24 protein-coding genes are annotated in these 24,241 nt (G+C 62.2%); 14 read left to right on the forward strand and 10 right to left on the reverse strand.

The annotated features are described in order from the left end of the window. Positions 1-167: 167 nt before the first annotated feature. Positions 168-1,541, forward strand: coding sequence for an L-serine ammonia-lyase (locus tag ACEWPM_RS01795; RefSeq protein ID WP_393960765.1), 1,374 nt, complete (start codon positions 168-170; stop codon positions 1,539-1,541). Positions 1,542-1,548: 7 nt separating this feature from the next. Beyond that, on the forward strand, positions 1,549-2,484 hold the full coding sequence (locus ACEWPM_RS01800) for a DMT family transporter (protein WP_393960766.1): 936 nt from the start codon (positions 1,549-1,551) through the stop codon (positions 2,482-2,484). A 3-nt stretch (positions 2,485-2,487) separates the two neighbouring features. On the opposite strand, the gene ACEWPM_RS01805 is transcribed toward ACEWPM_RS01800, so the two are convergent. Beyond that, positions 2,488-3,156: a thiamine diphosphokinase gene (locus ACEWPM_RS01805; RefSeq protein ID WP_393960767.1), complete on the reverse strand. Its 669-nt coding sequence runs from the start codon at positions 3,154-3,156 to the stop codon at positions 2,488-2,490. Between the two features lie 148 nt (positions 3,157-3,304). Between ACEWPM_RS01805 and ACEWPM_RS01810 the strand changes: the two genes are divergently transcribed. After that, positions 3,305-5,725 carry a hypothetical protein gene (locus ACEWPM_RS01810; RefSeq protein ID WP_393960768.1) on the forward strand — a complete coding sequence of 807 codons (2,421 nt, stop codon included), beginning with the start codon at positions 3,305-3,307 and terminating at the stop codon, positions 5,723-5,725. 105 nt (positions 5,726-5,830) lie between these two features. Here the strand turns inward: ACEWPM_RS01810 and ACEWPM_RS01815 are convergent, their stop codons facing one another. The 3 genes from ACEWPM_RS01815 to ACEWPM_RS01825 all read right to left on the reverse strand — a co-directional run bounded on the left by ACEWPM_RS01815 (position 5,831) and on the right by ACEWPM_RS01825 (position 8,559). Then, positions 5,831-6,313, reverse strand: coding sequence for a fasciclin domain-containing protein (locus ACEWPM_RS01815; protein WP_393960769.1), 483 nt, complete (start codon positions 6,311-6,313; stop codon positions 5,831-5,833). A 414-nt stretch (positions 6,314-6,727) separates the two neighbouring features. After that, positions 6,728-7,444: an RlmE family RNA methyltransferase gene (locus tag ACEWPM_RS01820; RefSeq protein WP_393960770.1), complete on the reverse strand. Its 717-nt coding sequence runs from the start codon at positions 7,442-7,444 to the stop codon at positions 6,728-6,730. After that, positions 7,441-8,559: a Ppx/GppA phosphatase family protein gene (locus tag ACEWPM_RS01825; protein ID WP_393960771.1), complete on the reverse strand. Its 1,119-nt coding sequence runs from the start codon at positions 8,557-8,559 to the stop codon at positions 7,441-7,443. Before ACEWPM_RS01825 ends, ACEWPM_RS01820 begins: the two co-directional genes overlap by 4 nt. A gap of 247 nt (positions 8,560-8,806) precedes the next feature. Here ACEWPM_RS01825 and ACEWPM_RS01830 point away from each other — a divergent pair, with 247 nt between their 5' ends. From ACEWPM_RS01830 to ACEWPM_RS01865, 8 genes are all read left to right on the forward strand, one after another. Beyond that, on the forward strand, positions 8,807-9,127 hold the full coding sequence (locus tag ACEWPM_RS01830) for a virulence factor (RefSeq protein WP_393960772.1): 321 nt from the start codon (positions 8,807-8,809) through the stop codon (positions 9,125-9,127). Positions 9,128-9,153: 26 nt separating this feature from the next. After that, positions 9,154-10,083 (forward strand): methylenetetrahydrofolate reductase, encoded by a 930-nt coding sequence (locus tag ACEWPM_RS01835; RefSeq protein WP_393960773.1) that lies wholly within the window; start codon positions 9,154-9,156, stop codon positions 10,081-10,083. Positions 10,084-10,104: 21 nt separating this feature from the next. After that, entirely contained in the window at positions 10,105-11,163 is a 1,059-nt protein-coding gene (locus ACEWPM_RS01840; protein WP_393960774.1) for a methyltetrahydrofolate cobalamin methyltransferase, read from the forward strand. A 196-nt stretch (positions 11,164-11,359) separates the two neighbouring features. Next, a complete protein-coding gene (locus ACEWPM_RS01845; RefSeq protein WP_393960775.1) occupies positions 11,360-11,917 on the forward strand; it encodes a CHAP domain-containing protein in 558 nt (185 codons plus the stop codon). A gap of 186 nt (positions 11,918-12,103) precedes the next feature. After that, positions 12,104-13,261, forward strand: coding sequence for a LytS/YhcK type 5TM receptor domain-containing protein (locus tag ACEWPM_RS01850; RefSeq protein WP_420768004.1), 1,158 nt, complete (start codon positions 12,104-12,106; stop codon positions 13,259-13,261). A gap of 72 nt (positions 13,262-13,333) precedes the next feature. Then, positions 13,334-14,014, forward strand: coding sequence for an acetyltransferase (locus ACEWPM_RS01855; protein WP_393960777.1), 681 nt, complete (start codon positions 13,334-13,336; stop codon positions 14,012-14,014). Beyond that, on the forward strand, positions 14,011-14,940 hold the full coding sequence (locus ACEWPM_RS01860; RefSeq protein WP_393960778.1) for a glycoside hydrolase family protein: 930 nt from the start codon (positions 14,011-14,013) through the stop codon (positions 14,938-14,940). Before ACEWPM_RS01855 ends, ACEWPM_RS01860 begins: the two co-directional genes overlap by 4 nt. Before the next feature lie 31 nt (positions 14,941-14,971). After that, on the forward strand, positions 14,972-15,919 hold the full coding sequence (locus ACEWPM_RS01865) for a glycosyltransferase family 2 protein (RefSeq protein ID WP_393960779.1): 948 nt from the start codon (positions 14,972-14,974) through the stop codon (positions 15,917-15,919). A 9-nt stretch (positions 15,920-15,928) separates the two neighbouring features. Here ACEWPM_RS01865 and ACEWPM_RS01870 read toward each other — a convergent pair whose 3' ends face one another. Further along, the gene (locus ACEWPM_RS01870) at positions 15,929-16,873 is read right to left on the reverse strand and encodes a GNAT family N-acetyltransferase (protein ID WP_393960780.1); all 945 of its coding nucleotides are present in this window, start codon (positions 16,871-16,873) and stop codon (positions 15,929-15,931) included. 181 nt (positions 16,874-17,054) lie between these two features. On the opposite strand from ACEWPM_RS01870, the gene ACEWPM_RS01875 reads away from it, so the two are divergent. The 3 genes from ACEWPM_RS01875 (at position 17,055) to ACEWPM_RS01885 (ending at position 18,803) form a co-directional block, all read left to right on the forward strand. Beyond that, positions 17,055-17,951, forward strand: a complete 897-nt coding sequence (locus ACEWPM_RS01875; RefSeq protein ID WP_393960781.1) for an asparaginase domain-containing protein — start codon at positions 17,055-17,057, stop codon at positions 17,949-17,951. A 211-nt stretch (positions 17,952-18,162) separates the two neighbouring features. After that, on the forward strand, positions 18,163-18,510 hold the full coding sequence (locus tag ACEWPM_RS01880) for a carboxymuconolactone decarboxylase family protein (protein ID WP_393960782.1): 348 nt from the start codon (positions 18,163-18,165) through the stop codon (positions 18,508-18,510). Between the two features lie 80 nt (positions 18,511-18,590). Continuing rightward, a complete protein-coding gene (locus tag ACEWPM_RS01885; RefSeq protein WP_393960783.1) occupies positions 18,591-18,803 on the forward strand; it encodes a hypothetical protein in 213 nt (70 codons plus the stop codon). Positions 18,804-18,906: 103 nt separating this feature from the next. Here ACEWPM_RS01885 and ACEWPM_RS01890 read toward each other — a convergent pair whose 3' ends face one another. The 5 genes from ACEWPM_RS01890 to ACEWPM_RS01910 form a co-directional block, all read right to left on the reverse strand. Beyond that, positions 18,907-19,113 carry a cold-shock protein gene (locus ACEWPM_RS01890; protein WP_393931838.1) on the reverse strand — a complete coding sequence of 69 codons (207 nt, stop codon included), beginning with the start codon at positions 19,111-19,113 and terminating at the stop codon, positions 18,907-18,909. 283 nt (positions 19,114-19,396) lie between these two features. Beyond that, complete coding sequence (locus ACEWPM_RS01895; RefSeq protein WP_393960784.1) at positions 19,397-20,107, reverse strand: phosphatase PAP2 family protein; 711 nt, start codon at positions 20,105-20,107, stop codon at positions 19,397-19,399. Positions 20,108-20,208: 101 nt separating this feature from the next. Further along, on the reverse strand, positions 20,209-21,747 hold the full coding sequence (locus ACEWPM_RS01900; protein WP_393960785.1) for a phospholipase D-like domain-containing protein: 1,539 nt from the start codon (positions 21,745-21,747) through the stop codon (positions 20,209-20,211). 286 nt (positions 21,748-22,033) lie between these two features. After that, on the reverse strand, positions 22,034-23,320 hold the full coding sequence (locus ACEWPM_RS01905; protein WP_393960786.1) for a flavin monoamine oxidase family protein: 1,287 nt from the start codon (positions 23,318-23,320) through the stop codon (positions 22,034-22,036). Further along, a complete protein-coding gene (locus ACEWPM_RS01910) occupies positions 23,320-24,045 on the reverse strand; it encodes a cupin domain-containing protein (RefSeq protein ID WP_393960787.1) in 726 nt (241 codons plus the stop codon). The genes ACEWPM_RS01905 and ACEWPM_RS01910 overlap by 1 nt, the downstream gene beginning before the upstream one ends. Positions 24,046-24,241: the final 196 nt, after the last annotated feature.

Raw genomic sequence — 24,241 nt, forward strand, 5'->3', positions numbered from 1 at the left:
ATCCTGGGGTGAGACAGAAGGTTTCGCAGAAACCTTCTGACGAGGGGCAACGCCCCTCTGCCGGGCATGACACAAGACCGTCCGCGCATGTCGCTTTCGGTATAGGCCGCTTGCGGTTAGGCTGTCACAAAGATCGCACCCGCAACGCCCCTCGAAGGAAGCACCCCATGTTCCTATCCGTCTTCGACATGTTCAAGGTCGGCATCGGCCCGTCCTCGTCGCACACGATGGGGCCCATGGTGGCTGCCGCGCGGTTCCTGGACAAGATGCGCGCCGCGCCCTTCACCCCGCATGGCGTCAAGGGCTCGCTGCATGGCAGCCTCGCCTTCACCGGCGTCGGCCACGCGACCGACCGCGCGACGATCCTCGGCCTCGCGGGCTTCGTTCCCGAGACCTATGATCACGACAAGGCCGAAGAGGTGATGGAGCAGATCCGCGAGACGCACAGCCTCGAACCCGAAGGCCTTGGCACGCTCAAGTTCAACCCCAAGGAAGACCTTCTCTTCGATTTCGGCCCCAACCTGCCAGGTCATGTCAACGGCATGATCCTGATGGCGACCGACAGCCAGGGCGACACGATCCTGCAGGAGACTTATTACTCCATCGGCGGCGGCTTCGTGATGACGGAGGCCGAGCTGGCCGCAGGAAGGAATACCGAGGAAGGCGCGCCCGTGCCCTACCCGTTCAAATCCGCCGCCGAAATGCTGCAGATGTGCGAGACCTCGGGCAAGAGCATCGCCCAGATGAAGAAGGCCAACGAGATCTCCCGCAAGGGCGAGCATGACATGACAGCAGGTGTCAAACGCATCTGGCAGGTGATGAACGACTGCATCGAGCGCGGCATGAATACGGACGGCACATTGCCCGGCGGGCTGGGCGTCAAGCGCCGCGCCAAGGGCATCCGCGACGCCCTGATTGCCGAGCGCGGCACAAATCTGAGCGCGCCGCACAAGATCAACGACTGGATGAGCCTTTATGCCATGGCCGTGAACGAGGAGAATGCCGCCGGCGGACAGGTCGTCACGGCCCCCACCAACGGCGCGGCGGGCGTCGTGCCGGCTGTAATCCGCTACTACCTCGATCACTACCCCGGCGCGTCCGAGGCGCATGTCGAGGATTTCCTGCTGACAGCCGCCGCCATCGGCGGTCTGGTCAAGTTCAACGCCAGCATCTCGGGTGCCGAGGCGGGTTGCCAGGCCGAGGTGGGCAGCGCCGCCGCTATGGGCGCCGCAGGCCTTTGCGCCGTGATGGGCGGCACGCCCATGCAGATCGAGAATGCCGCCGAGATCGCGCTCGAGCATCACCTCGGCATGACCTGCGATCCGGTCAAGGGCCTTGTCCAGGTGCCCTGCATCGAGCGCAATGGTCTGGGTGCGATCAAGGCCGTCTCGGCGGCATCTCTGGCGATGCGCGGCGATGGCACCCATCTCGTGCCGCTCGACGCCTGTATCGAGACGATGCGCCAGACCGGCGCCGACATGATGGACAAGTACAAGGAAACTTCGCTTGGCGGCCTCGCCGTCAACGTGCCGAACTGTTGACCCCGCCATGCAGGCGTCCCCGGCCCTGACCACCCTGCCCGCAGCGCGCGTGACGCTCGGCATCCTGCTCATGGTCGCCTTCTCGCTGACCGCGCCCATCATGGACAGCTTTGCCAAGCTGATCGGCAGCGCGCTGCCGGTCGCGCAAGTGGCCGCGATCCGGTTCTTTGCGCAGGCGCTGCTGCTGACACCCTTCGCCTGGGCGATGGGCTGGCTGCACATGCCCGGCCGCGCCGAAAGCGGGCTGCATCTCGTGCGCGCCGCGCTCCTTCTGATCGCGACGGGCTGCTTCTTCTTTTCGCTCCAATTCATGCCGGTGGCCGACGCCATCGCCATCTTCTTCGTCGAGCCTTTCATCCTGACGCTGCTCGGTGGCTTGCTACTGGGCGAGGCCATCGGCCCGCGCCGCTACATCGCCTGCGCGGTCGGCTTTGCCGGCGCAATGCTGGTCATTCGGCCCAGCTTTCAGGACGTGGGCGCGCCCGCGCTTCTGCCACTGGTCACGGCGTTATTATTTGCCTTCTACATGATCCTGACGCGCCGCATGGCGACGCGAATGCATCCCATCACGCTGCAGGCCTATACAGGCATCGCCGCGCTGGTCCTTGCGGTGCCGGTGCTGGTGGCGGCGAATGGCTCGGGCCTTGCGCAGTTCGACCCCGAATGGCCCGCCGCGCGCGAGATGTGGCTGCTGGTCGGCCTTGGCCTCGCCGCGACGGTCAGCCACATCTGCATCAGCTTCGCGCTCAAATTCGCGCCCGCATCGACGCTGGCCCCGGTGCAGTATCTGGAAATCGTCACGGCCACCGCTTTCGGCTTCTGGATCTTCGGGGATCTGCCGGACACGATGGCCTTCTGCGGCATCGCGCTGATCGTGGCCTCTGGCCTCTTCGTCTTCCTGCGCGAGCGGCACCTGGAGCGGCGGCCCCTGCCCCAGCCCTGAAGCTCAGGGCCAGCGGGCGGGGTTCTCCATCAACATCTGCACCACGTCCTCCAGATGCGCGGCGGGCAGAATGACCAGCAACTTGGGCGCGGTGACGCTCAGATGGACCGGCCCAGTGGCGAAATTCGACGTGCCGATCTGCCCGTCCGGCGTCAGGACCAGCCCGTCGATCGGCCAGTTCAACCCCTCCGAGCATCCCTCGACCACGCCCATGGGAAAGAGCGACACGCGGCTGCCCACGGGCAGATCGAGCGCCATGGTGGGCGGCGCGAGGAACATCGCGTCATACTCGCTCATCAGCACGCAGCGCCGCGTAGGCCAGCGCACCAAAACGTTGCAGACCGCCAGTTGGTGATCGACGCGCGCACCGCTGAAACCCACGCCGATGATCAAGGGCGCGTCGATCCGGCTGAGGCATTTCTCGAAATCGGTACTGTCTTGCTCATCCACCTTGTGCAGGATTCTGTCCGGCAATGCATCACGTGCAGCATCCGGGATCGAATCCAGATCGCCGATCACGATCTCGGGCATGGCTCCATGCGCCAGCGCCGTGGCCGCACCGCTATCGGCCGCGACCACCCTGCAGGACATGTTTAACACGCGCTCAACCACCTTGCTGGACACCTGAGCGCCTCCGAGCAGGGCGATTGGACCCGTTTTGTGAACAATCATGTTAAATTCCTTCAGACTTACCGCCAGAGGGGAAACAAATCACAATCTTGCCATGAAATGATACGCTGATGATCGCAGATTCGGGCCTCTTTGGGCTAGCCTGCCATGGTAAAGATTGGCTTCGCAGTCAAGGAAAGGCGAGTTAATTATGGTCAGCAACAGCAAGATCCTCACAGTCTCCTACGGCACATTCTCGTGCACATTGGAAGGCTTTGACGACTCGTTCGACACCATGAAGGCGATTGCCGAGTATTTCCGCGATCTTGCCGCTGATGACCGATACTTCGGGGCCGAGCCGCCCAGCCCCGATGCCGAGATGCTGGCCCGCATCGCCGAGCGCGAAATCTCGCGCCGGGTCGAGGCACGCGGAACCGATGGCAAGATTCACCTGCGCGCAGACCCCGCCTCGCTGCCCGCCGCCGAGGCTGCCAAAGCCGAAATGCCCCAATCCGAAATACCCGAATCCGAAACGGCCAAAACCGAAACGCCCAAAACAGAAGCGCGCGCCGCCGAGGCTGACGATGATGCGGCCCAGGCTGAAGCGCCCGAGGCATCCGGGCCGCAGGGAGAGATGGCAGCAGCACCTGAAGAAGAAACATCGCAATTCGCAGATGCGCCGCGCGAGCCGGCCTTCAAGGCCCCCGCCGCCACCGCCGTGAGCGAGAGCATCGCCGACAAGCTGCGCCGTATCCGCGCCGTGGCCGCGCCTGCCGGCACTGGATACGCCGCGCCCGGCTTTGACGAGGATGAGCATGCGCAGGATTTCCTGACCGATACCGCGCTGTCTGACGCCTCCCTCGCTGTCGATGAAAGCGCCATGGACGATGATGCAGACCTGGCGCTCGCCGAGGGTCTGTCGGGTCTGTCCGATGCCTGGGAAGATGACATCGGTCTTGATGAGGCGGAGGGCACGCTCGTGGGCGCGTCCGACCAGGGTGGGGATGATTCTGTGCCCGATGTTTCGGATGCGCCCGAAGCCGAGCCGTCGCTGCAAGATGAAATCGAGAGTGACGACGAGGCCGAAGATAACGGCGAAGAGCAAAGCCTGATCGCGCCCGAGCCGTCAGAGCCAGTGAGTGCGCCCGAGGAGGAGACCGCCAATATCGATGATGGCGACGTCATCACCCCTCTTGCTGCTGCGGATGCGCCCGAGATCGAAGTCGAGGCTGACCACGCGATGGCAGAGGACGCCTCTTCGCGGAACGCGGATGATGCGGATGAGCAGGATCTGGAAGAGATGCTGCGCGCCGCCGAGGCGACCTGGAACGACGACGCCATCGAAGAAGATGAGAATATCTTTGGCGAGGACGAAGCTCAGTCCGGTGATGACGACACGCTGTCGCAGCTTTTGGCTGACGCGATGGGCAGTGAACGGGCCACAACCGATGTGGCCGTCGATAAGACGGCTGACGATATAGACGAGGATGATGAGGACGAGCGGGCCGATCTGCAGGATGCCGAGCCTCCGCTGGCGGCGCGTGTCATCAAGATGAAGCGCAGCGATCTGGATGCGGCCCTCGCGAGTGGCGATCTGGAGGCAGAGATGGACGCGGCGGATCGCCCTTCCGATCTGAGCCCCGAGGCCGAGGCCGAGCTGCAGCGCGAACTGGCCGAAGTCGAGGCCGAACTGCAACACGCCCGCGCCCCGGAGACGGTCATCCCTGACGTGACGCATGCGCCGATGGACGACAAGACGCAGGCCGAGGACGCGACGCTCGATGAGGCCGATGAGGACATGGGGCGCGACGATGCGGATCACGCGGAGGAAGACCGCGCCGAAGAAGATGAAGCCGCCTCACTCCTGGCCGAAAAGGACAAGAGCGACGATGAAGAGGCGCGGGTCGAAGAGACCGCCCCCATCCGTGCAAGTCATCTGGGCACTCCGGCCTCGGACGCGCAGGCCGCGCGCATCTTTGACGAGGCGAATACGCAGTTGGAAGAACCCGAAGCCAACCAGCGCCGCAGCGCGATCCAGCATCTGCGCGCCGCCGTCGCCGCCACGCGGGCCGAGCGCCGCGCAGGCAGCGCCATGGAAGCCGATGTCGACGATCAGCCCTACCGCAAGGACCTGCAAAGCGCCGTGCGTCCGCGCCGTCCGCGCCCTCTTGCGTCCGGCACGACCCCGCGCCCAAGCACCAATCCCGCAGCGCGGCCCGCGCCGCTGAAACTGGTCGCCGAGCAGCGCGTCGATACCCCGACGCAGCCCGTCCGGCCCCGCCGCATCACGCGCGCCGACCTCGCCACCGCACCGGCCCCTGATATCGAGCGCCCCCAGCACGCCGAGCAAGAAGACGCACCTGGTTTTGCGGAATTTGCCGAGCAGATGGGTGCCAACAGCCTGACTGACATGCTGGAAGCCGCCGCCGCCTACATGGCCGATGTCGAGGGGATGCCCCAGTTCTCGCGCCCGATGCTGATGCAGAAGCTGCGCGAGGCGCAGGAGGACGAGTTTACGCGGGAGGATGGGCTGCGCTCCTTCGGCCTTCTGTTGCGGCAGGGTAAGCTGCAAAAGCTGAAGGGCGGTCGCTTTGCCGTCACCTCGGTGACCGAGTTCCGCCGCTCCGCCTGAGGACACATGTTAACCAAGAAAAACGCCGCCGAAGATATCTTCGGCGGCGCTTCTTGTTCGCAATTCACGCTGTGCCAAGGGAATGCCCCTGACGCGTGCCTGCCTTTACATCGACGGCATCAGCACGCTGTCGATGACATGGATGACGCCATTCGACGCTTCGATGTCAGCCGAGGTCACGTTGGCTTCATTAACCATGACGCCGCCCTCGGTCATGATCGTAACGTCGCTGCCCTCAACCGTGGCCGCGGTCATTCCATCGCTCAGGTCACCCGACATGACTTTGCCCGGAACCACGTGATAGGTCAGGATCGCGGTCAGCTTGTCCTTGTTTTCGGGCTTCAGCAGATCATCGACGGTGCCTTCGGGCAGGGCCGCAAATGCATCATCGGTCGGAGCGAATACGGTGAACGGGCCTTCGCCCTTCAGCGTCTCGACAAGGCCCGCGGCCTCGACGGCAGCGACGAGCGTGTTGAACGAGCCGGCATCGACGGCGGTGTCGACAATGTCCATGGAGTGGTTGTCTGCGAATGCGGGAAGTGCCAGTGCGGTCGATGCGGCAAGGGCCATGAATGTTCTGCGGATCATCAGGTAAATCTCCTCTCTGAGTGTCGCCGTTATCAGCGATATCAGGACTACGTCGCGGGATCGGAACAGGATCACTCACATAACCGTGATGCGCGGCTCGATGGTGGCGCAGCGCCCGGCACCTGCCATGCCGCAGCCTCATTAATCCCTTATTAACATGGGATAGAGGAGCCTGAGTGGGGTTTGCCACCGGAGGATCGGTATGCGACATTTTACCATGCAGCTCTTACCGCAGACGCGACATGCGCGGCTGTTTGAGTTGATCCGACAACAGAACCGCGCCGCGCGCATTGCGCAGCGTCTGGGCGTGGCGCCGCCTCCTGATGCCGGTGTCCTCGCTGAGATTGCGCGCCGGGCCGAAGCCTCTTGGCAAAAGCTTTGCTGAGACAGTCCCGGTTTCGGGCACGAAGCCTCTCAGCCGCGAAAGCCCGTAGCGACCACGAATTTTTCGGAGCTGTCCGAGCGCGAAGCTGGCGGTTTGACGTTGGCGACCTTGGCAAAGCGTTGCTTGAGCAGTTTTTGCAACTCACCCTCGGCGCCGCCTGCCAGCACTTTCGACACGAAGGTGCCGCCCTCTTCCAGCACGTCGAAGGCAAGGTAGGCCGCAGCCTCGCAAAGTGCGATGATGCGCAAGTGGTCGGTCTGCTTGTGCCCCGAGGATGAGGCCGCCATGTCGGACATGACCACGTCGGCCTTGCCCCCCAGCCATTCCTTGACCTGCTCATCCGCGCCATCAGCCATGAAATCCAGCGTGTGCAGCGTCGCGCCCGCGATCGGCTCGATCTCTTGAAGATCGACGCCAAGGATGGTGCCAACGGCCTTACGGCCCTTTTCACCCAGCGCGTTGATGCGCGGCACGGCCACCTGCACCCAGCCACCCGGCGCACAGCCCAGATCGACAACGCGCGCGCCCGGCACAAGGAAGCGGAACTTGTCGTCCAATTCCATGATCTTGTAGGCGGCGCGTCCGCGATACCCCTCAGCCTGCGCGCGCTTGACGTAAGGATCATTCAACTGGCGCTGCAGCCAGCGCGTCGAGGAGGCTTTGCGCCCGCGCGCGGACTTGACCTTGATTGTCAGGTCGCGCTGGCCGCGCCCCGACGTGTTCTTGCCATCCGGTCCCTTGTTCATGCATCCTCCTGGGTGCTGAGCACGCCATCTGCCGACATCTGCGCATAGAGCATTCCCTCGCGCAGGCCGCGATCGGCCACCGACAGGCGGTCCGTGGGCCAGCAGCGCAGGAGCGCCTGCAGTATCGCTGCCCCAGACATGATCAGCGCGTGGCGGTCAAGTCCGATCCGCGGATCATTGCGCCGCCCCTCGGGGCCAAGGGCCAAATAGCCGCGAATGACTGTGTCTATTTCATCCGAGGTCATGCGCAGCCCGTCCACCCGGTTGCGGTCATAGCGCCTGAGCTTCAGGTGGCTGGCCGCGACGGTTGTGACCGTGCCGCTGGTGCCGACGATCTGAAAACCCTTGCGCGACTGCTCGCTCATATAGGGGGCAAATTCGGTGAGATTTTCCTCGAAGAACCAGCTCATCAGCGCAAATCGGGCCGCATCGTCGTCCACATCGTGGAACTGATCGCGCAGCGTCGCGACACCCAAGGGCACGCTGATCCAGTCGACGACACGGGCGCGGGGTCCGTCCCCGCCACTTCCGGCGTTGAAGCCACCATGCAGGCGCATGATGGCGCGGCGGCGGTCATGGGGCGGCACTTCGGTGAGGTCGATCCAGACAAGCTCGGTCGAGCCGCCGCCGATATCGACGACGAGCAGCTGGTCCGTCTCGGGCGCGACGAGGGGCGCGCAGCTGACCACGGCCAGTTGCGCCTCTTCCAGAGGCGAGATGACATCCAGCGTCAGGCCGGTCTCGCGCCGCACGCGCGCCATGAAGGCCGCGCCATTGCCCGCGCGGCGCGTCGCCTCGGTGGCGACCAGCCGCATGGACTCGACCTTGTGGCGCTTGAGTTTCTGCTGGCACACGCGCAACGCCTGTATCGTGCGCCCGATCGAGGCACGCGACAACTGGCCGGTCTTTTCCAGACCGGCACCCAGCTGCACCGACTTGCTGAAGCTGTCAATCACTCGGAACTGACTGCCGCGGGGCTCCGCGATCAGCATTCGGCAGCTATTTGTACCCAGATCGAGCGCCGCATAGAGCGGCGGGCGGTCGGGCGGTTTCGGCGCGGGGCTTTCAACCGGTTTCGGGACAGCGCCCGCACCTTCGGGACGCTTGGGCGTCATAGGGAACGCCCTCCATTTTGAGTTACCTCCAAGTTATGGCCTATGCGCCTTCTGCGCAAGCCCGCTGCGCGCGGCGGGCCCGTGCGCCTCATGCAGGAGATGAATATTATGGGGCTAGGCCTGCATGGCCCCGCCGGGGTGGCTCGGTTAAGAATACCGCGTCGCGCAACACATGCTTTCGGTCGAAAACAGGCGCCGGAGGCCGCAGGGCGTGCATTAGACAGGGGCGAGAAACAGGGGAATCACCATGGTCGATGTCACCATAGTTTACTGGCGGGACATTCCCGCGCAGGTCATCGTCGGCAAGGGCCGCCGGGGCGCGAAAAAGCAGCTGCCCGAGCGATTCGAGCAGGCCATCGACCGCGCCGCGATGAAGATCGGCGCGAATGGCAGTGATGATTACCTCGCCGAATGGCGCAAGGCCGCCCCTTATGACGTCGACGGCGAGCCAGCCGAGGTGGCCGAATCCGAGGCCGCCCGCATCGAGGCCGAATACGACCGCGAGCGCATCAAGGTGCTGATCGCCAATGACGGCTGGAATGCCGCAGACGCATCCTCTCAGGCATGACCCCAACCGGGATTAAGGAGGCTATCATGGCCCTTTTGAACTTCAAGAAGCGCAGCACCCCCGCCCACGCCACACCGCCCGCCGCCGTCGAGGCCTTGCTCAAGGACTACTCGATCGAGGTCATGCCGCGCACCGCCGAGAAGGTCGAGAATTTCCGCGATCTGCTGCCCGAGGGGACGCGCGTCTATATCGCTCATATCGAGGGCACGCCGATCGAGGACATGGTCGCCACGGCCAAACGCCTGGCCGAGGGTGGCTATCCGGTCATGCCGCATTTCCCGGCGCGCATCATCAAGGACCGCGCGATGCTGGCCGACTGGATCGCGCGTTATCAGGGCGAAGCGGACGTCGATCAGGCGCTGGTGCTGGCGGGCGGCGTTGCCCAGCCGCATGGCGAGTATCACAGCTCGATGCAGCTGCTGGAATCGGGCGAGTTCGGCAAGGCGGGCTTCAAGCGTTTGCACGTTGCAGGCCATCCCGAGGGCAATCGCGACATCGACCCCGATGGCGGCATGGACAATGTCAGCGCCGCGCTGAAATGGAAGCAGGCCTTTTCCGAGACGTCTGACGCCGAGATGGCGCTGGCTACGCAATTTGCCTTCGAGGCCGGCCCGATCATCGAATGGGCCGACACGCTCAAGGCCAACGGGATCGACCTGCCCATCCATATCGGCATCGCGGGCCCGGCAAAGCTGCAGACGCTGATCAAGTTCGCCATTGCCTGCGGCGTCGGCCCGTCCCTCAAGGTGCTTCAGAAGCGCGCGATGGACGTGACCAAGCTGCTGCTGCCTTACGAGCCGACCGAAGTTATCGCCGAGCTGGCGGCGCACAAAGCGGGCAACCCCGATTTCAACATCACCAACGTGCATTTCTTTCCCTTGGGCGGTATCAAGGCGAATGCGACATGGGCCATCGAGAATGCAGGCGCGTCCGGCGTGCCCGCCTCGGCCAAGTAAAACAAGCATCAAGGAACACACATGACCCGCACTATCGTCGAGAGCAAAACGAAAACCGCCGTCATCGGCTTTGACGAGCCCTTTTGCGTCATCGGCGAGCGCATCAACCCCACGGGCCGCAAGAAACTGGCTGCCGAACTTGAAGCGGGCGATTTCTCGACCGTCGAGAAGGATGCCGTTGCGCAAGCCAATTGCGGGGCGACCGTCCTCGATATCAATGCGGGCGTGGTCTACAACTCCAACCCCAACCCGAACGAGACAGAGCCGCCGCTGATGACCAAGATCGTCGAGCTGGTGCAGGGCCTGGTCGATCTGCCGCTTTGCATCGACAGCTCGGTGCCTGCCGCTTTGGAAGCGGGTCTGAAGGCGGCGCATGGCCGTCCGCTGCTCAACTCGGTCACGGGCGAGGAAGAGCGGCTGGAGTTCGTGCTGCCTCTGGTCAAGAAATACAACGTGCCTGTGGTCGCCATCTCGAACGACGACACCGGTATTTCCGAGGATCCCGACGTGCGTTTCGCTGTCGCAAAAAAGATCGTCGAGCGCGCCGCCGATTTCGGCATCCCCGCGCATGATATTGTGGTCGATCCGCTGGTGATGCCCATCGGCGCGATGGGCACCGCTGGTCTGCAGGTGTTTACGTTGGTCCGGCGTCTGCGCGAAGAGCTGGGCGTGAACACCACCTGCGGTGCGTCCAACATCAGCTTTGGCTTGCCCAACCGCCACGGCATCAACAACGCCTTCCTGCCGATGGCCATGGGTGCTGGCATGACCTCGGCCATCATGAACCCGGTCGCCCTGCCCGTCCCGCCATCCAAGATTGCCGAAAAGCGTGCCGAAGTTGCCGCCACCGGCCTCGAGATCCCCGAGGATATGGATGACGAGACCTTCTGCCAGCTTTTCGGCCTTGGCAGTACCCTGCCCAAGCCCGGTTCGGAAATGGAAGCCATCCGCGCCGCCAACTTCCTGACCAATAACGATGCCCATGGCGGCGAATGGATCCGCTTCAACAAGCAACCTCCCAAGGCCGGTGAAGAGGGCCGTGGGCGCGCGGGCCGCACCGGCGGGCGTCGCCGCCGCTGACATTTCCTCCTGCACCACCTGAGAGGCCCTGCATCCTGCGGGGCCTTTTTCGTTTGATCCGGCTGACTTGTGCGGCGCTCTTGGCGGTTTTTCGCCAAGGAAATTCTAATCACTTCGGTTTGACAAAGAATTGTAGCAAAACGTGACCCAGAGCGCCGCCAAGGTGCCACAGGCAAATCGAAGGACGAGGGACCGAATGACGACGCAGACCACCCGACCCGCACGGCGCGCCGCGCCTCTTCTGGTTTTTGCCGCCCTTGCCCTTTCGGCCTGCGCAGGTGCCCCCAAGATGGAAGAAGCCAGCCTTGGCGGGATCGATCCGGTGCGCGAGGCCATGGCCCTGCGCGAGGCTGCGACCCTGCGCGCCAAGGGCCAGCGCGTCTGGTGCGTGCCCTTCGCGCGTAACGTCAGCGGCATCAATATCCGCGGTAACGCCCATACATGGTGGGGCAAGGCCAAGGACAGCTTTGATCAAAGCAACACGCCCATGGTCGGCGCGGTCATGTCGTTCCGCTCGACGCCGTCCATGCCTCTCGGCCATGTCGCGGTTGTCTCCGAAGTGATTTCGAAGGATCGCATCCTTGTGGATCACGCGAACTGGCACCGCGATCAGGTCAGCCAGGGCATGGCCGTAATCGATGTATCTGACAAGGGCGACTGGTCGGCCGTGCGTCTGGAATCGAACCCGGACGCCTTTGGCGGCGTCTATCCGGTCAACGGGTTCATCCTGCCTCCCTCTGCTGATCAGGGCTGACGCGGGGCGCGGATTGCGCTTTTTTTTCCGATGAATTTTATCCGTTAAGACATCCTTCCGCGTCTCTGCGGTAGACAGACCTCCTCGGGCTCGAAGGGGGAAATCATGCTGCTGTTGCCGCAATTCATCGGATCTCTGGCGCTTGTCGCGGTTTTGTCATCACTCTACGGGATGGTCCGGATCCGCATGCGCCCTGCAAGGGCGCAGACGCTGCTTGGCCTTGCCTTCGGGCTGGTCGCCATGCTGCAGATGAGCGCGCCGCTGGAAATGCTGCCGGGTATCATACTAGACATGCGCAACGTCCCTATCGCGCTTGCGGGGGCATTCTTGGGCTGGCGCGGAGCTCTTCTCTGCCTTGGCATGGCTGTGATGACGCGCGCCTCCATCGGCGGAATCGGAATGGCCGCCGGGATTGCCGGCATGATCATTTCCTGCACGGCCGGGTATGCGTGGAACCGGGTAACGCTTAGCCTGCAGCCCCGCCGGGCCACCCAGCTTTTCGGGTTCGGCCTGATCGTCTCCCTCCACATGGTCGCGGCCGTCCTGCTTCCTTTTGATGTCTGCGCGGCCTTTTTTGCGTCGGCAGCTCTGCCCATGGCGCTGCTGAACCTGCTGTCAGTGCCTGTCGCCGCCGCGTTTCTCGAGCATGAGCGCGTTCGCATGTTGGCTGAAGAGCGACAGGAGACCGACCGACCGCGCGATCCTTACACCGGACTGGCGCGGTTCAGCCATTTCCACCGCGAGGCGACAGCGCTGGCGCGCGGCGACACCAATGGCGGGATCGCAGGCCTTGTCACGATCCGGATGAAGGGCGCGCGTGCCATGCAACGCAACTTGGGTGAAGTGATGTACGCACAGCTTCTCGGTGCCATGCGTTTACGCCTTGCACAGATCGCTCGCCCCGAGCAGCCGGCCATCGCCATGACGGAGGACGGACGTATCGTGATGGCTCTGGATTTTCGACAGGTGGCCGAACACCCTCAAGCCGTAACCGAGATCCGCCGCATTCTCAGCGATCGCACCTATCGGATGACAGACGCGGCCAAGCTGCGCATCAGCGTCTCGCTCGAGGCATATGCGACGCCGACTATCGAAGGACTCGAAGAGACCCTAACGGACCTCGCGCTGCAACGCCCGGCTCAAGCCTCGCCAACGCGATGTGGCGAGACCGAGAAAGAGGACCTCCGCGCAAGGCTCTCCCGACCCACCAGCCTGACCGCCAACCGCAAGACTGTGCGCCATGACCGCCTTTTTGCCGCAGCGAATGTTCTTTCTGCAACGAAAGGCGGCGAACCCGAGCGTAGTATGCGGCGATACAAGGCGCGCGTGAACTCGCAACTTTGAGGTCGTCTGCCTATAGTGCTACCGATGACACAGCCGCCGATTCGTGCGGCCAGAATGCGAGGACGCCCATTCATGTCCCAAGACCTCTTGCTAATCGGCGCCGGTGAATTTGCGGATATCGCATACGAGTATTTCACGGTCGACAGCCCGTATACAGTCGTCGGCTTTGCTGTCGAGAAGGAGCACCTTGGGGACACCGAAAAATTCGGATTGCCTGTCGTCGCGCTGGACGATGCCGCAGACCGGTTCGATCCCGCAACCACCGCGGCGCATGTTGCGATCACGTCGACCCAGCTGAACCGTGTACGCGCAAGGTTGATGGATACGGCGCAGGATGCCGGTTACGAGTTGATCAATTTCATCAGTCCGCGTGCGATGGTCTGGCGCACGGCCAAGCTGGGTAGAAACGTTTTCATCTTTGAGAACAACGTAGTGCAGCACGGTGTTGAGATCGGCGATGGCTGCGTTCTGTGGTCTGGCAACCATGTCGGGCACCAAACGCAGATCGCGAACCACTGTTTCCTGTCCTCGCATGTGGTGATCTCGGGCTATTGCAAGATCGGGGCGCGCAGCTTTCTGGGGGTGAATGCGACCTTCGCCGACAGTGTCACCATCGGCGCGGACTGTCTTGTCGGCATGGCTGCGGTGATCAACAAATCCTTCGAAGAAGATGGGCTGATCCTGAACGGCCACCCCGCCGAGCCGTCGCGGGTTTCTTCCTACCGCTATTACAAGTTGAAGCCGACGGCATGACCTGGCGTAAGCTCGGGCTTGTGTATTGCCCCGATGGATCATCGGACTGGGCGCGGCACTCCTTCATGACGCCGACGCCGTGGCTGCGTAATGCAACCACGATCCGCCTCTACGGCGGCATGCGCGACGATCACGGCATCAGCCGGATCGGCTGGGTCGACGTGGACGCCTCTGATCCGACGCGGATCAAGGGCAGATCCGACCACCCGGTTCTGGACCTTGGTGCGCCTGGCATGTTCGACGACAATGGCCTCATCCTTGGCGACGTTCTGGAGGTCGCCGAAGATGACCTGCGTCTCTATTATGTTGGCTTTCAACTTGTTGAGAAGGCTAAGTTTCTGGCATTTTCCGGCGTAGCAATAAGCCGCGATCATGGTCAGAGCTTTGCGCGGTATCAGCAAACTCCCATTCTGGACCGCTGTCCCGAGGGCATGTTCATCGGCGCCCTTCACTCCATCGCCAAGCTGCCCGAGGGCGGCTATCGCGCGTGGATCTCGCGCGGACGCGGTTGGCAGGAAATCGGCGGGCGGCACTATCCGCAATATGATTGCTGGACCTTGGTCAGCCCCGATGGGCTGCATTTCGACAACGCCGCAGCACAGCCGATCATTGCCCCGGCGCGAAATGAATATCGCATCGGACGTCCCCGCGCCAATGCCTTGCCAGACGGCACATGGGAATTGCGCGCGACGTCGGACACACTGGACAAACAATATGAGAGCTTCCGCTTCATCTCACACGACGGCGTTACGTTCAAACGGACCGGAGAGGTTGAACTGCCGCGCGGCGCTCCCGGCGAGTGGGACAGTGAGATGACATGCTATCCGGCCCATATCCAGACGCCGGGTGGCACGCGCTACCTGTTCTTCAACGGCAATGACATGGGTCGCACTGGCGTGGGCGTGGCGCGCTGGGAGGGGGCATGATTGTGTCTCTGCAGAATAGCGGGACATCTACGTGACACTGGCGGGCACCCAATCACCTCCCGCCAGCTTCATCATGCTGACATTCAATCAGCAAGACAGTGTGGCAAAGGCCGTTCAATCCGTACTGGACCAGCAATGCGAGCCGATCGAGATCATCATTTCGGATGATTGCTCGACAGACCGAAGCTTCGAAATCATTCAAGACGTCGTCGAGCGCTACGAAGGTCCGCACCACGTCATTGCACGGCGCAATGATGTAAATCTGGGCGTAAACGCGCATATCGAGTGCGCCATCGGTCTCAGCACGGCAGATCTCATGATTTGGACTGCGGGAGACGACATCAACACTGAAAACCGCGCTGCGCGGATACTGGAAACGGTCCGCGAGCGTCCGGCTAAACTGCTGTTTTCTGATGCCAGGACAAAATCCGCCGATGGCGGCGATGGGCGCGATGCCTATCGCCGCGCATTGTTTTACCGCGATTACTCGATGGTGGATGCCGCGCTTTCATTCGAGCTCTACCTCGGGGCGACCGTGGCATGGCATAAGGATCTCTATCTTAAATACGGCGGCTTTCCTACGGATACTGCGTATGAGGACTTGATCCTGGGCTTTCGCGCGGTGTTGGAGGACAGCATAGATTATATCGCCGAGCCGCTCGTCATCTATCAAGAAGGGGTTGGCGTCTCCAACCTGCTCAGTCGCCAAACCAGCAAGCTTCCAAACAGTGAGCGGCGGATTGCCGTCTTGACGTTGCAGCTGAATGTTCTGAAGCAGCGTCTGGCGGACACCCGGACCTTTGGTCTTCTACAAAGACATCCTGTGGTTACTGCCCTATGCCGACGTATTGAAACGGTGGAGTCGCGGTTGCTCTACTATCAGTGGGACTGGGCCAGTGTATGGGCAAAATGCGGCAGGCCGATACGTTTCAGTCATGCGCTCTTGTCGGAAATGGTGCGCGACCTTCGTCAACGCTGACGCGGCATCCTAAAGCAGCACCCATTCATATTGATTGAACAGCACACTGCGCGCGCCGAACATCTCTTTCTGACGAGACAGGCCGGCGTTCAGTACGCGCCCACCATCGGTGGTGGAGATCCCGAAATTCAGCCAGTCTCGGTCACTGTATTCCTCCAGCAGATGCGCAACGATCAGGTCCAGCGCGCCGTTTCTGCGCCCGTCTTCGGTTGAGGCCATGTATTGCACGTGGATTGTGCGGCCGCAGTCAAAGACAACGATACCGCCTTGCGCGGTGCTATCGGCCTCAGCGATATAGAGGCGGAGCACGTCGGGGAAGCGGGCGTGCAGCTGCTGGATCTCGGCGAGGTCGTGGGTAGGCGCGGCCCCGTGGGCAGTATCAAGACGGTCGGTCAGGATGTTCCAGAACCCTGCGAAATCCGCGCTCGGCTGCGCGCTCAACCCGGCCTTGCGGGCGCGGGTGATGCCCTGCCGCTTGGACTTGGACATTTTCGGCGCCCGCCCGATGGCGATGGCCGAGGACAGATCGCAGCGCACGAGGCGCGCGCCGGCCTGGATAAGCGCATAGACATCCTGCTCGGCCGGGTAGTTATGGAAGATATGCGGAATCGCCTTGTAGTGCAGCCGGTCGAAGCCCGCAGCCCGCAGCGTGTCCCCAAGCAAGCCAACGATTTCGACCATCAGTTCGGCGGACATTGACGGCCCGGTGACAAAGCCGCCATAGGTCAGCCCGCCATGCGACTGCAGAGTTTTCCCTGCCCTGTTCGCCGGCAGCAGCGCGATGATCTTGTCGCCCTGCTCGACGATCAGCGAGTAATCCTCGAAGCGGTCCGCGTGATACTCCATGAAGCCGCGATCCAGCAGGAAGGTCCCGTTTCCCGAACTGGCGACAAAGGCATTCCATGCCTCTGCGTCCTGCGGCGTATACCGCCTGATTGTTGGCGAGGTGCTCATTGCGCGTCGCCCCTTTTGCTGCCTTGTGTAAGTCGAGGTCAGGTATCAAGGTTTGGCGTCACAGGATCAATGACTGTTTTCGTGCGGGAAAACCATCGGCACACCGATCATGCCGGGCCCCGCTTGCCATAGCCCCGCGGATACCCGACTCTTGCCGAACCCATAACCGGAGTCTGATGACATGAGCGCGATATTGGTCCTGCACACGGGCGGCACTATCGGCATGGCACCCGGCCCTGACGGGTTTGCGCCCTCAGAGGGCGTGGTCGAGACGGCATTGGGGCATATCGCGCCCAGTGACGCCACGGTGATTGTGCGGAGCTTTTCTCCACTCATCGACAGCGCCGAGATTGGCGCGGATGATTGGAACCATATCATCGACGAGATCGCGGGTTTCGAGGGAACCGGCGTCATCCTGACCCATGGCACCGATACGATGGCGTTTACCGGCGCTGCCCTTGCACAGGCGCTGGCCGGCATTGAGATGCCCGTGATCCTTTGCGGCGCCATGCACGCGCTCGATACCGGCGGCGATGCTGAGGACAATCTTGCGCTCGCGCTCGAGGCGGCGCAAACATTCGCGCCGGGGGTCTGGCTGGCTTTCGGGGGGCAGGTGCTACCTGCTGCAGGTCTGGTCAAAGTGCACTCGCAGGAAACGATTGCGTTTAAAGCCGTTCCGCAATCGCCCGTCGCCACACCGGCCGGGCCGCGTCGCTTTGGGCCCTGCCGCCTCGCGATCCTGACGCTCTCACCGGGACTGCCGGCCATGGCGGTGGGCGCGATGTTGCGCCGCCTGGACGGGGCCGTGCTGCGCGTCTACGGCGCAGGCACCACGATGTCCGATCCCGCACTGATGCAGTCCCTGTCAGAGGCCACCGCACGAGGCTGCCGTATCCGCGCGGTCAGTCAATGCCTGGAGGGCGGCCTGACACCCGGAGCCTATGCTGCAGGTGCCGCCCTTTGGCGCGCCGGGATCGAAAACGGCGGCACGCAAACGCCCGAGGCCGCATTCGCGCAGCTTTGGCTGGAACTATCGAGCGAGCGAGAGCGCATTGGCCCCGTTCCCGAGGCTTTTTGAACACTGCGCTCCGTCATGATTGAGTCAATGCTCAATACAGGTCATCAGCAATCACTCAGGTTGGTTATCTGGAGTTAAAGCGCAGCAATGAGACCGCGCCAGGGACGCAGCCGCAGCCAAAGCCGCGGAGCCATCCATGGCGGGTTTCACCAACCGCACCGAGGGCGAGGATGTCAAGCCACTACGCGCCAAATCCAACTAAGAATACAGGATGATCCCCAACCTGCATGCCGTGATGGCCGAGATGCCAGAATTACTCCGGGGATATCGAACCCTGCACGAGCTTTTCGTGGATTCAGGCCTAAATGAGGATGAGCAGACCATTGTCTGGCAGACCATCAGTGTCGAGAATACCTGCCATTACTGCGTCCCCGCCCATACCGGCATCGCCAAGAGCAGGAAGGTCGATGACGCCATCACCGATGCGCTGCGCGACGGCACCCTCCTGCCGAATGCACATCCGGGAGCGCTGCGGACCTTCACGCTGCAGGTCGTGCGCCAGCGCGGCGACTTGTCCGAGACCGAGCTTCAGACATTCTTCGACGCGGGCTATATCTGAACACGATACGCGGAGACATCGCGTCCGCGTTCGAGGTGGCCCGAGATCAGGGTGAGATCCCGAAATCATCCGATTGCACAATGCTCGTGCGCAGCTATCAGGCATATATCACGGCCCTACGGCTCGAGCTGCACCAGCGCACGGATCAGGACGAGATGACGGCGCTGGCCGATCTCTTTGCGCATGACGCGAGACGCTCGGCGTCTCAGGTCCGGGGCCGCATCAGACATGGGCCACCCGCGCTATCGCTCGGCAAAGCGCATGCCCTGCGCCGCATAGCCATCATTACCTAAGCATCCAGAAAACAGCAGGCAGGATTCGACGTAAAAAGGGGCGCATCCCCCGGAATGCGCCCCTCTCACCAATTTTCGTGCCACACACCCCGAAGGGTAGGCTTCAGGCCAAGGCGATGTTGGTGGCGCTTTCGCGACCATCGCGGCCAGCTTCGATGTCGAAAGTCACTTTCTGATCATCGTTCAAGCCGGTCAGGCCTGCGCGCTCAACGGCGGAAATATGGACGAAAACGTCCTTGCCGCCGCCATCTGGCGCGATAAAGCCGAAGCCTTTAGTTGTATTGAACCATTTGACGGTGCCAGTAGCCATCGTCGTACTCCTTTGAAATAACTGCCCGCGAAATGCGGCAGGTCGGCCAAGTCAGTGCAAGATCGAATGACTGACTCGAAAAGGAGCAGTGATGCCGATAAAGGTAACGTCGCATCCCCCACATGCGCCTAAAGAAGGCAAAGTGCAAGGGGAGATGGCGAGAATTGCTGATCAGGCGAAAACACTTCGCACATGACTGGAGGAGAATCTCACGGCACCGGGACCACCTCGCTCGGGTCAATGAATTCCTTGAGACGCAGCCTGAAGCCCCCCCCTAGCCCGTTCAATCGCTCTCCGGGTCGATCTGCCCCCTGCGCGCAAGGATGCTGGCCAGCAGCCACACCATAATGGCCCAAGCCGCGCCCAGCGACCAGCCTGCCAGAATATCCGAAGGCCAGTGAACACCCAGGTAGACGCGGCTGACACCGACGAGAAGCGTCAGAATCGACGCGACCGCGATATAGAACACGCGTGTTCTGACTTGTGTCGCCGTCCGGGCCAGCATGACGGCGAGCGTCAGATAGGTTACCGCGGCCATCATTGAATGGCCCGACGGGAATGACGCAGTCACGGCATCCACCCCGTGCGGGACCAGATCGGGGCGGGGTCGTGAAAAAGCGTATTTGGCCAGGTTGGACAACACCAGTCCGCCGGAGATCGCGACAGCAAGGAAAATCGCCGATGAGCGTTGGCGCAAGAGCAACATGTAAGCCAGCACCGACAGCGAGATGAATGTAAGGACAGTGACGCCGCCGAGCGCGGTCAGATCTCGCATTGCGACCTCCACCTGGGGCCCGCCGATCGCATTTGTCGGATCACCCGGCATTCGCAGCGCCATGAGCACCGCCTCGTCGAACCTATGCAGATCGCCTTCCATCATTTCGTCCGAGAGTGCGATGAAGGCCCATAATCCTCCCGCGATGACGCCGATGGCGACGACCGTTACCACCTCGACCCGGCGCGACAATCTTCCAAGAATGGGAGGAATAGTCATGTCATCTCCTTTATGGCGCGTGGCTGCAAGCACTGGGTAAACGGAAACAGACCGAAGGGCATACCCTTGGGATCGAAAACTACAAACGCTCAGCATGAAAATCAGTTGCGAGCATTCCAATTCCGCCACACCATCCACCCCAATGAGGCCAGCACGGCACCACCTGCAATCAGCGCCATGTGGCGGGGACGCATGCCTTCGCCCGCGGTCGACGCCTGACCGGGACGATACCGTGGATCCAGCAGACGCGTATCGGCAAGGAAACCGCCCAATGCACCCTCGGGCCGGCTCTCGATTCTGCACAGCCTGCGCCCTTCGGAGGCGTTCAACCATTCAATGGCGGCGATCAACGAGCCTTCCTCGCGCAGAGCGTCCTGCATGACTTTCGAGGGGACGCCGAGATGCTCGGCAACAAGCCTCGTGCGGAATCCGTCGATGAGATCCTCAGGGCCCTCGATCGTCACATCGCATTCGGTATCAAAGCCCATCGAGCGATCGTTGAGATTGCTGGACCCGAGACGCAGAATTGCGGCGTCGACGATCATCACCTTGGCATGGACATAGATCGGCTGTCCTTCGGTGGTGACCGGATAGTAAATACGAAAACGATCCTCATGATCAGCGTCGCGCAACTCTTCGATCATCCGGCCGCGCAGCACGTGCATCGCATCATCTTCCAACTGCGACTCGGCGAATTTGGGATTGACCACGACAACCTCGGGGCCGTCCGGCTCGCTCAGGCGCTTACGCAGCGCGGCATGTATGGACTCGCAGGCGAAATACTGCGACTCGATGTAGATAGCCTTGGTGGCCGCCTCGATGCCGCTGAGATAGAGCCGCTCGATCTCGTTGATCAGCGCCTCCCCGTCATAAGGTGGCTCGGTCCGCGAAATCGCAACCTCAACCCCTCTGGCGTCGATATCCAAGCCGTCTGGCCAGATGTCGGTCGCGGCGCCTTCGGGCCGCTCCAGCGTTTCGCCCGTGGCGCGGTGCCAGCGATTGCGCGACAGTTCTGCCAGCGATGTCGCAACCGCGCCGGTGAGCGCAGAGGTCGCGTCATGCCACGGCTCGGATGGGGATCCATCCTTTCGCACCCGGCGCGGATCGTCAGGCAGGTGCTCGGACGTATCCCACCTGTCTTCCGTCGCGTCGATGCCGCCACAAAAGGCGATGCTGTCATCGGCAACGACAATTTTCTGGTGATGACAGGCCCCGAAAGGGTGGTGTCCATCGAGCGCAAAGTGAATGCGATCACTTCCAAACACACTGAGCGCAACCGATGGCACCACGCGCCCAGGCGCCACCAGCACCGCGCCGTTCCATTTCAGAATATAGACATGAAGATCCGGCGAGCGGTCCACGACCGCCTCCAGAAACGCTCCAAGCTGGTTCGGAAATCCGTCGGGTGCGTTGCCCTCGCTGTCGCTTTCACCCGGCAGCATTTCGATCTCGAAATCGAAATCCCATCCGATCAGCAGAATTTCCTGCTGCGCCGCGAGGAACACTTTGCGCAGAGCCCGAAAATAATCTGCCGCGTCGACAATGAGGGCAATCCTCTCGGCCTCGGCAACTCGCCAACAGTTCTGACCGGGTCGGAAAACCGAGCCGATACGTTTTTGCTCAACGTTAGCGCTGTTCACTCGGTTCGGCTCCACTCTATCATACCCGATTGCTCATGATCTTCACTTGGAAGGCGGATTGCAAGGCGCGCCAAAAGCTGCGGGGGAAATCGGCCCAAACACCCGATGAGCCAACCTATGAGGCAAAAGATCAAAGCCTTCGGCTTAAGCGGAAACGGAGCAGCATCTGCTTTTCCTGAAGCCCGAGCCATCGATCGATCTGCCTGCGGTCAAAGGAGCCATCAGAGTGACGTCGCGGCCTCACGATTCCGTGCAACCTTGAACCAATCCCATCGTGACGACCGCATCACCGGTCAAGTTTGACACGGCCGCCCAAGGCATCCCTGATCGCCCGAGCGGCTTTGCGCCCGCTCTCAAGCGCGCCGTTCACGAGGGCCGAGCAATTGCCGCCCATCGCTTCACCCGCAAAGAACACCCTGCCCGCCATCGGTTCAGCCAGAACATTCCGGGCACCATGTCGGCCCGGGCGCAGCGCGGCATAAGCCCCAAGGGTGAGCGGATCGCTGGCCCACTCTGTCGCGATGCCTTTGATAAAATGCTTGCGCGCATCGCTGCCGACCTGCCGGACCAATTCATCAAGCGCGAAATCGACGGTGGCCTCGGGTCCTTCGCGCGAGATGTCCCAGCCGAAGCGGCCGCCGATATTGCCAAAGACGTAATCCTGTCCAAAGGGCCAGGTAATGAAGAAACAGGCCCGCGTGGACGCCTCATCGGGAATATCATAGCTCATCCACTCATTATCCTTCAGCCCGAGCCGCGCGCCGTCGAAGAGCAGCGGCACCTTGACCAGAAGCCCCATGGGCAGGTCATGGATCGCCTGCTGCTTGGCGGCGGGCAGATCGGGGGTAAAACGGATCGCGCCCGAGGCCAGTACACCAGTCGAGACCGTGACAAGGCAAGCGCGCGCACGGATCGTTCCACGATCCGTTTCAATCACGACGCCCTGGCCCGACCAATCGACCGCACGCACGGCGGTACCGAGCGCGATTGGAAGCCCTTCGGCCAAGGTCGCAACGACCGCGCCCAGCCCTTCGGCGACGATGTAGCTGGGCTGGTCATTGGCCGAGAGGTAATCGTCCAGCGCCGAGATGCCGTCCCAATCGACGCCGTAATCCATCGGTCCCATCCAGGCCTTGGCCGCGCCGAGAAAGGGCAGCCCGATGGGGATCACGTCCGATGCAGGAACGTCGCGGTCCTTCTTGCCGGCCTTTGCCATCGCCTGCTCTACCTTGCGGCCTGCCTTCTCGTAGGCCGCGAGTTCGGCCTCGCTTGCGCGGCGGCCATCGATGAAGAGCGCGGTGCCCCGGTCGGTATGATCGACGAGGGTAAATCCGCTCTTGCGCGCGATCTTGGCAAAGCGATTCTTGCGCGCGCCCGAGATCCACGAGCAGCCCATGTCGATCGGCACGCCGAAGCTGTCGGACTGGGTCCAGGCGCGCCCGCCCACGCGGCTCGCCGCTTCGACGATCAGCACCGAATGGCCAGATTTCATCAGCTTGCGAGCGGCGCCAAGGCCAGCCGCACCAGCGCCGATGATAACGACATCTGGACTCGACGGGAGAGCGGCCGGCATCAAGTGCTATCGTGCCGCAGATCGCAGGAGGCGATCAGAAGGCGCGTGCCGGCAGCCACCTCCCAGTCGAGACCGGAGCCGGGAAGCAGGTAGAGACTGCTGCCTGCCTCGAAGGTGTCGCCGTCGATTTTTACGCCGCCTGCAAGCACATGGATCACGCGTCGCCGCGTTTGCGGGGCTGGTCCCTGCATGCGCTCGTGAAACTTTTCGACATGCACGGCCATACGCCCGTCATGGTTGACGAAATGCGTCTCGCGCGTGGCAAGCGCGCCGGGGCTGGCGCTGCCGGCGACGTCGAGCGCAGGCACGGTGACGCGTCGCAACCCCGCATTGTCGGCGCTGCCGGGTGCGGCGCCATCGAGTATCATGAATATCTTGCGCACGGTTTGCGGCATCTTCCACTGGCATTCGAGGCCTTTGGGGATCACGAAGGCGTCGCCGGGCCCAACGGTGACCGAACTGCCATCCGGCATCGCCATCTCGACCGTGCCATCAAGCAGCAGCATGAACTCGTCCACTGGATAGGGCCCGGGATTGTCGACAAATGCAGTGCATTCCCAGATACCGACCGAGTAATCTACTGTCTCGACCTCGTCGTAGAAGACCCCCTTCTGCACGGGATTTCCCGACACAAGATTGGCCGGATCCATCTCCGGCCACTCGGTCAATTCGGCGGCATCCGGGCCGTGTGCGGCGATTCGCTTGAGGTGTTTTTCGGCTGACATCAGTACGTTCTCCTCGGTTCCTTTGCTCTTTCCAACAGGCGAGCAGGTGAATTTTCATGTAGTTCATCAGTTACTTATGCAGCTATGTTGCATGAGTTTCTGGCCGATACTCTATAGGCTTTCCGTATTGAAGCTTGACGTGGAAATGCCGCGCGCACAATCTGAATGAACGATTGTTCAGTCGAATGCACCATCT

The sequence above is a fragment of the Roseovarius maritimus genome, assembly GCF_043355895.2.
Lineage (GTDB): Bacteria > Pseudomonadota > Alphaproteobacteria > Rhodobacterales > Rhodobacteraceae > Roseovarius > Roseovarius maritimus.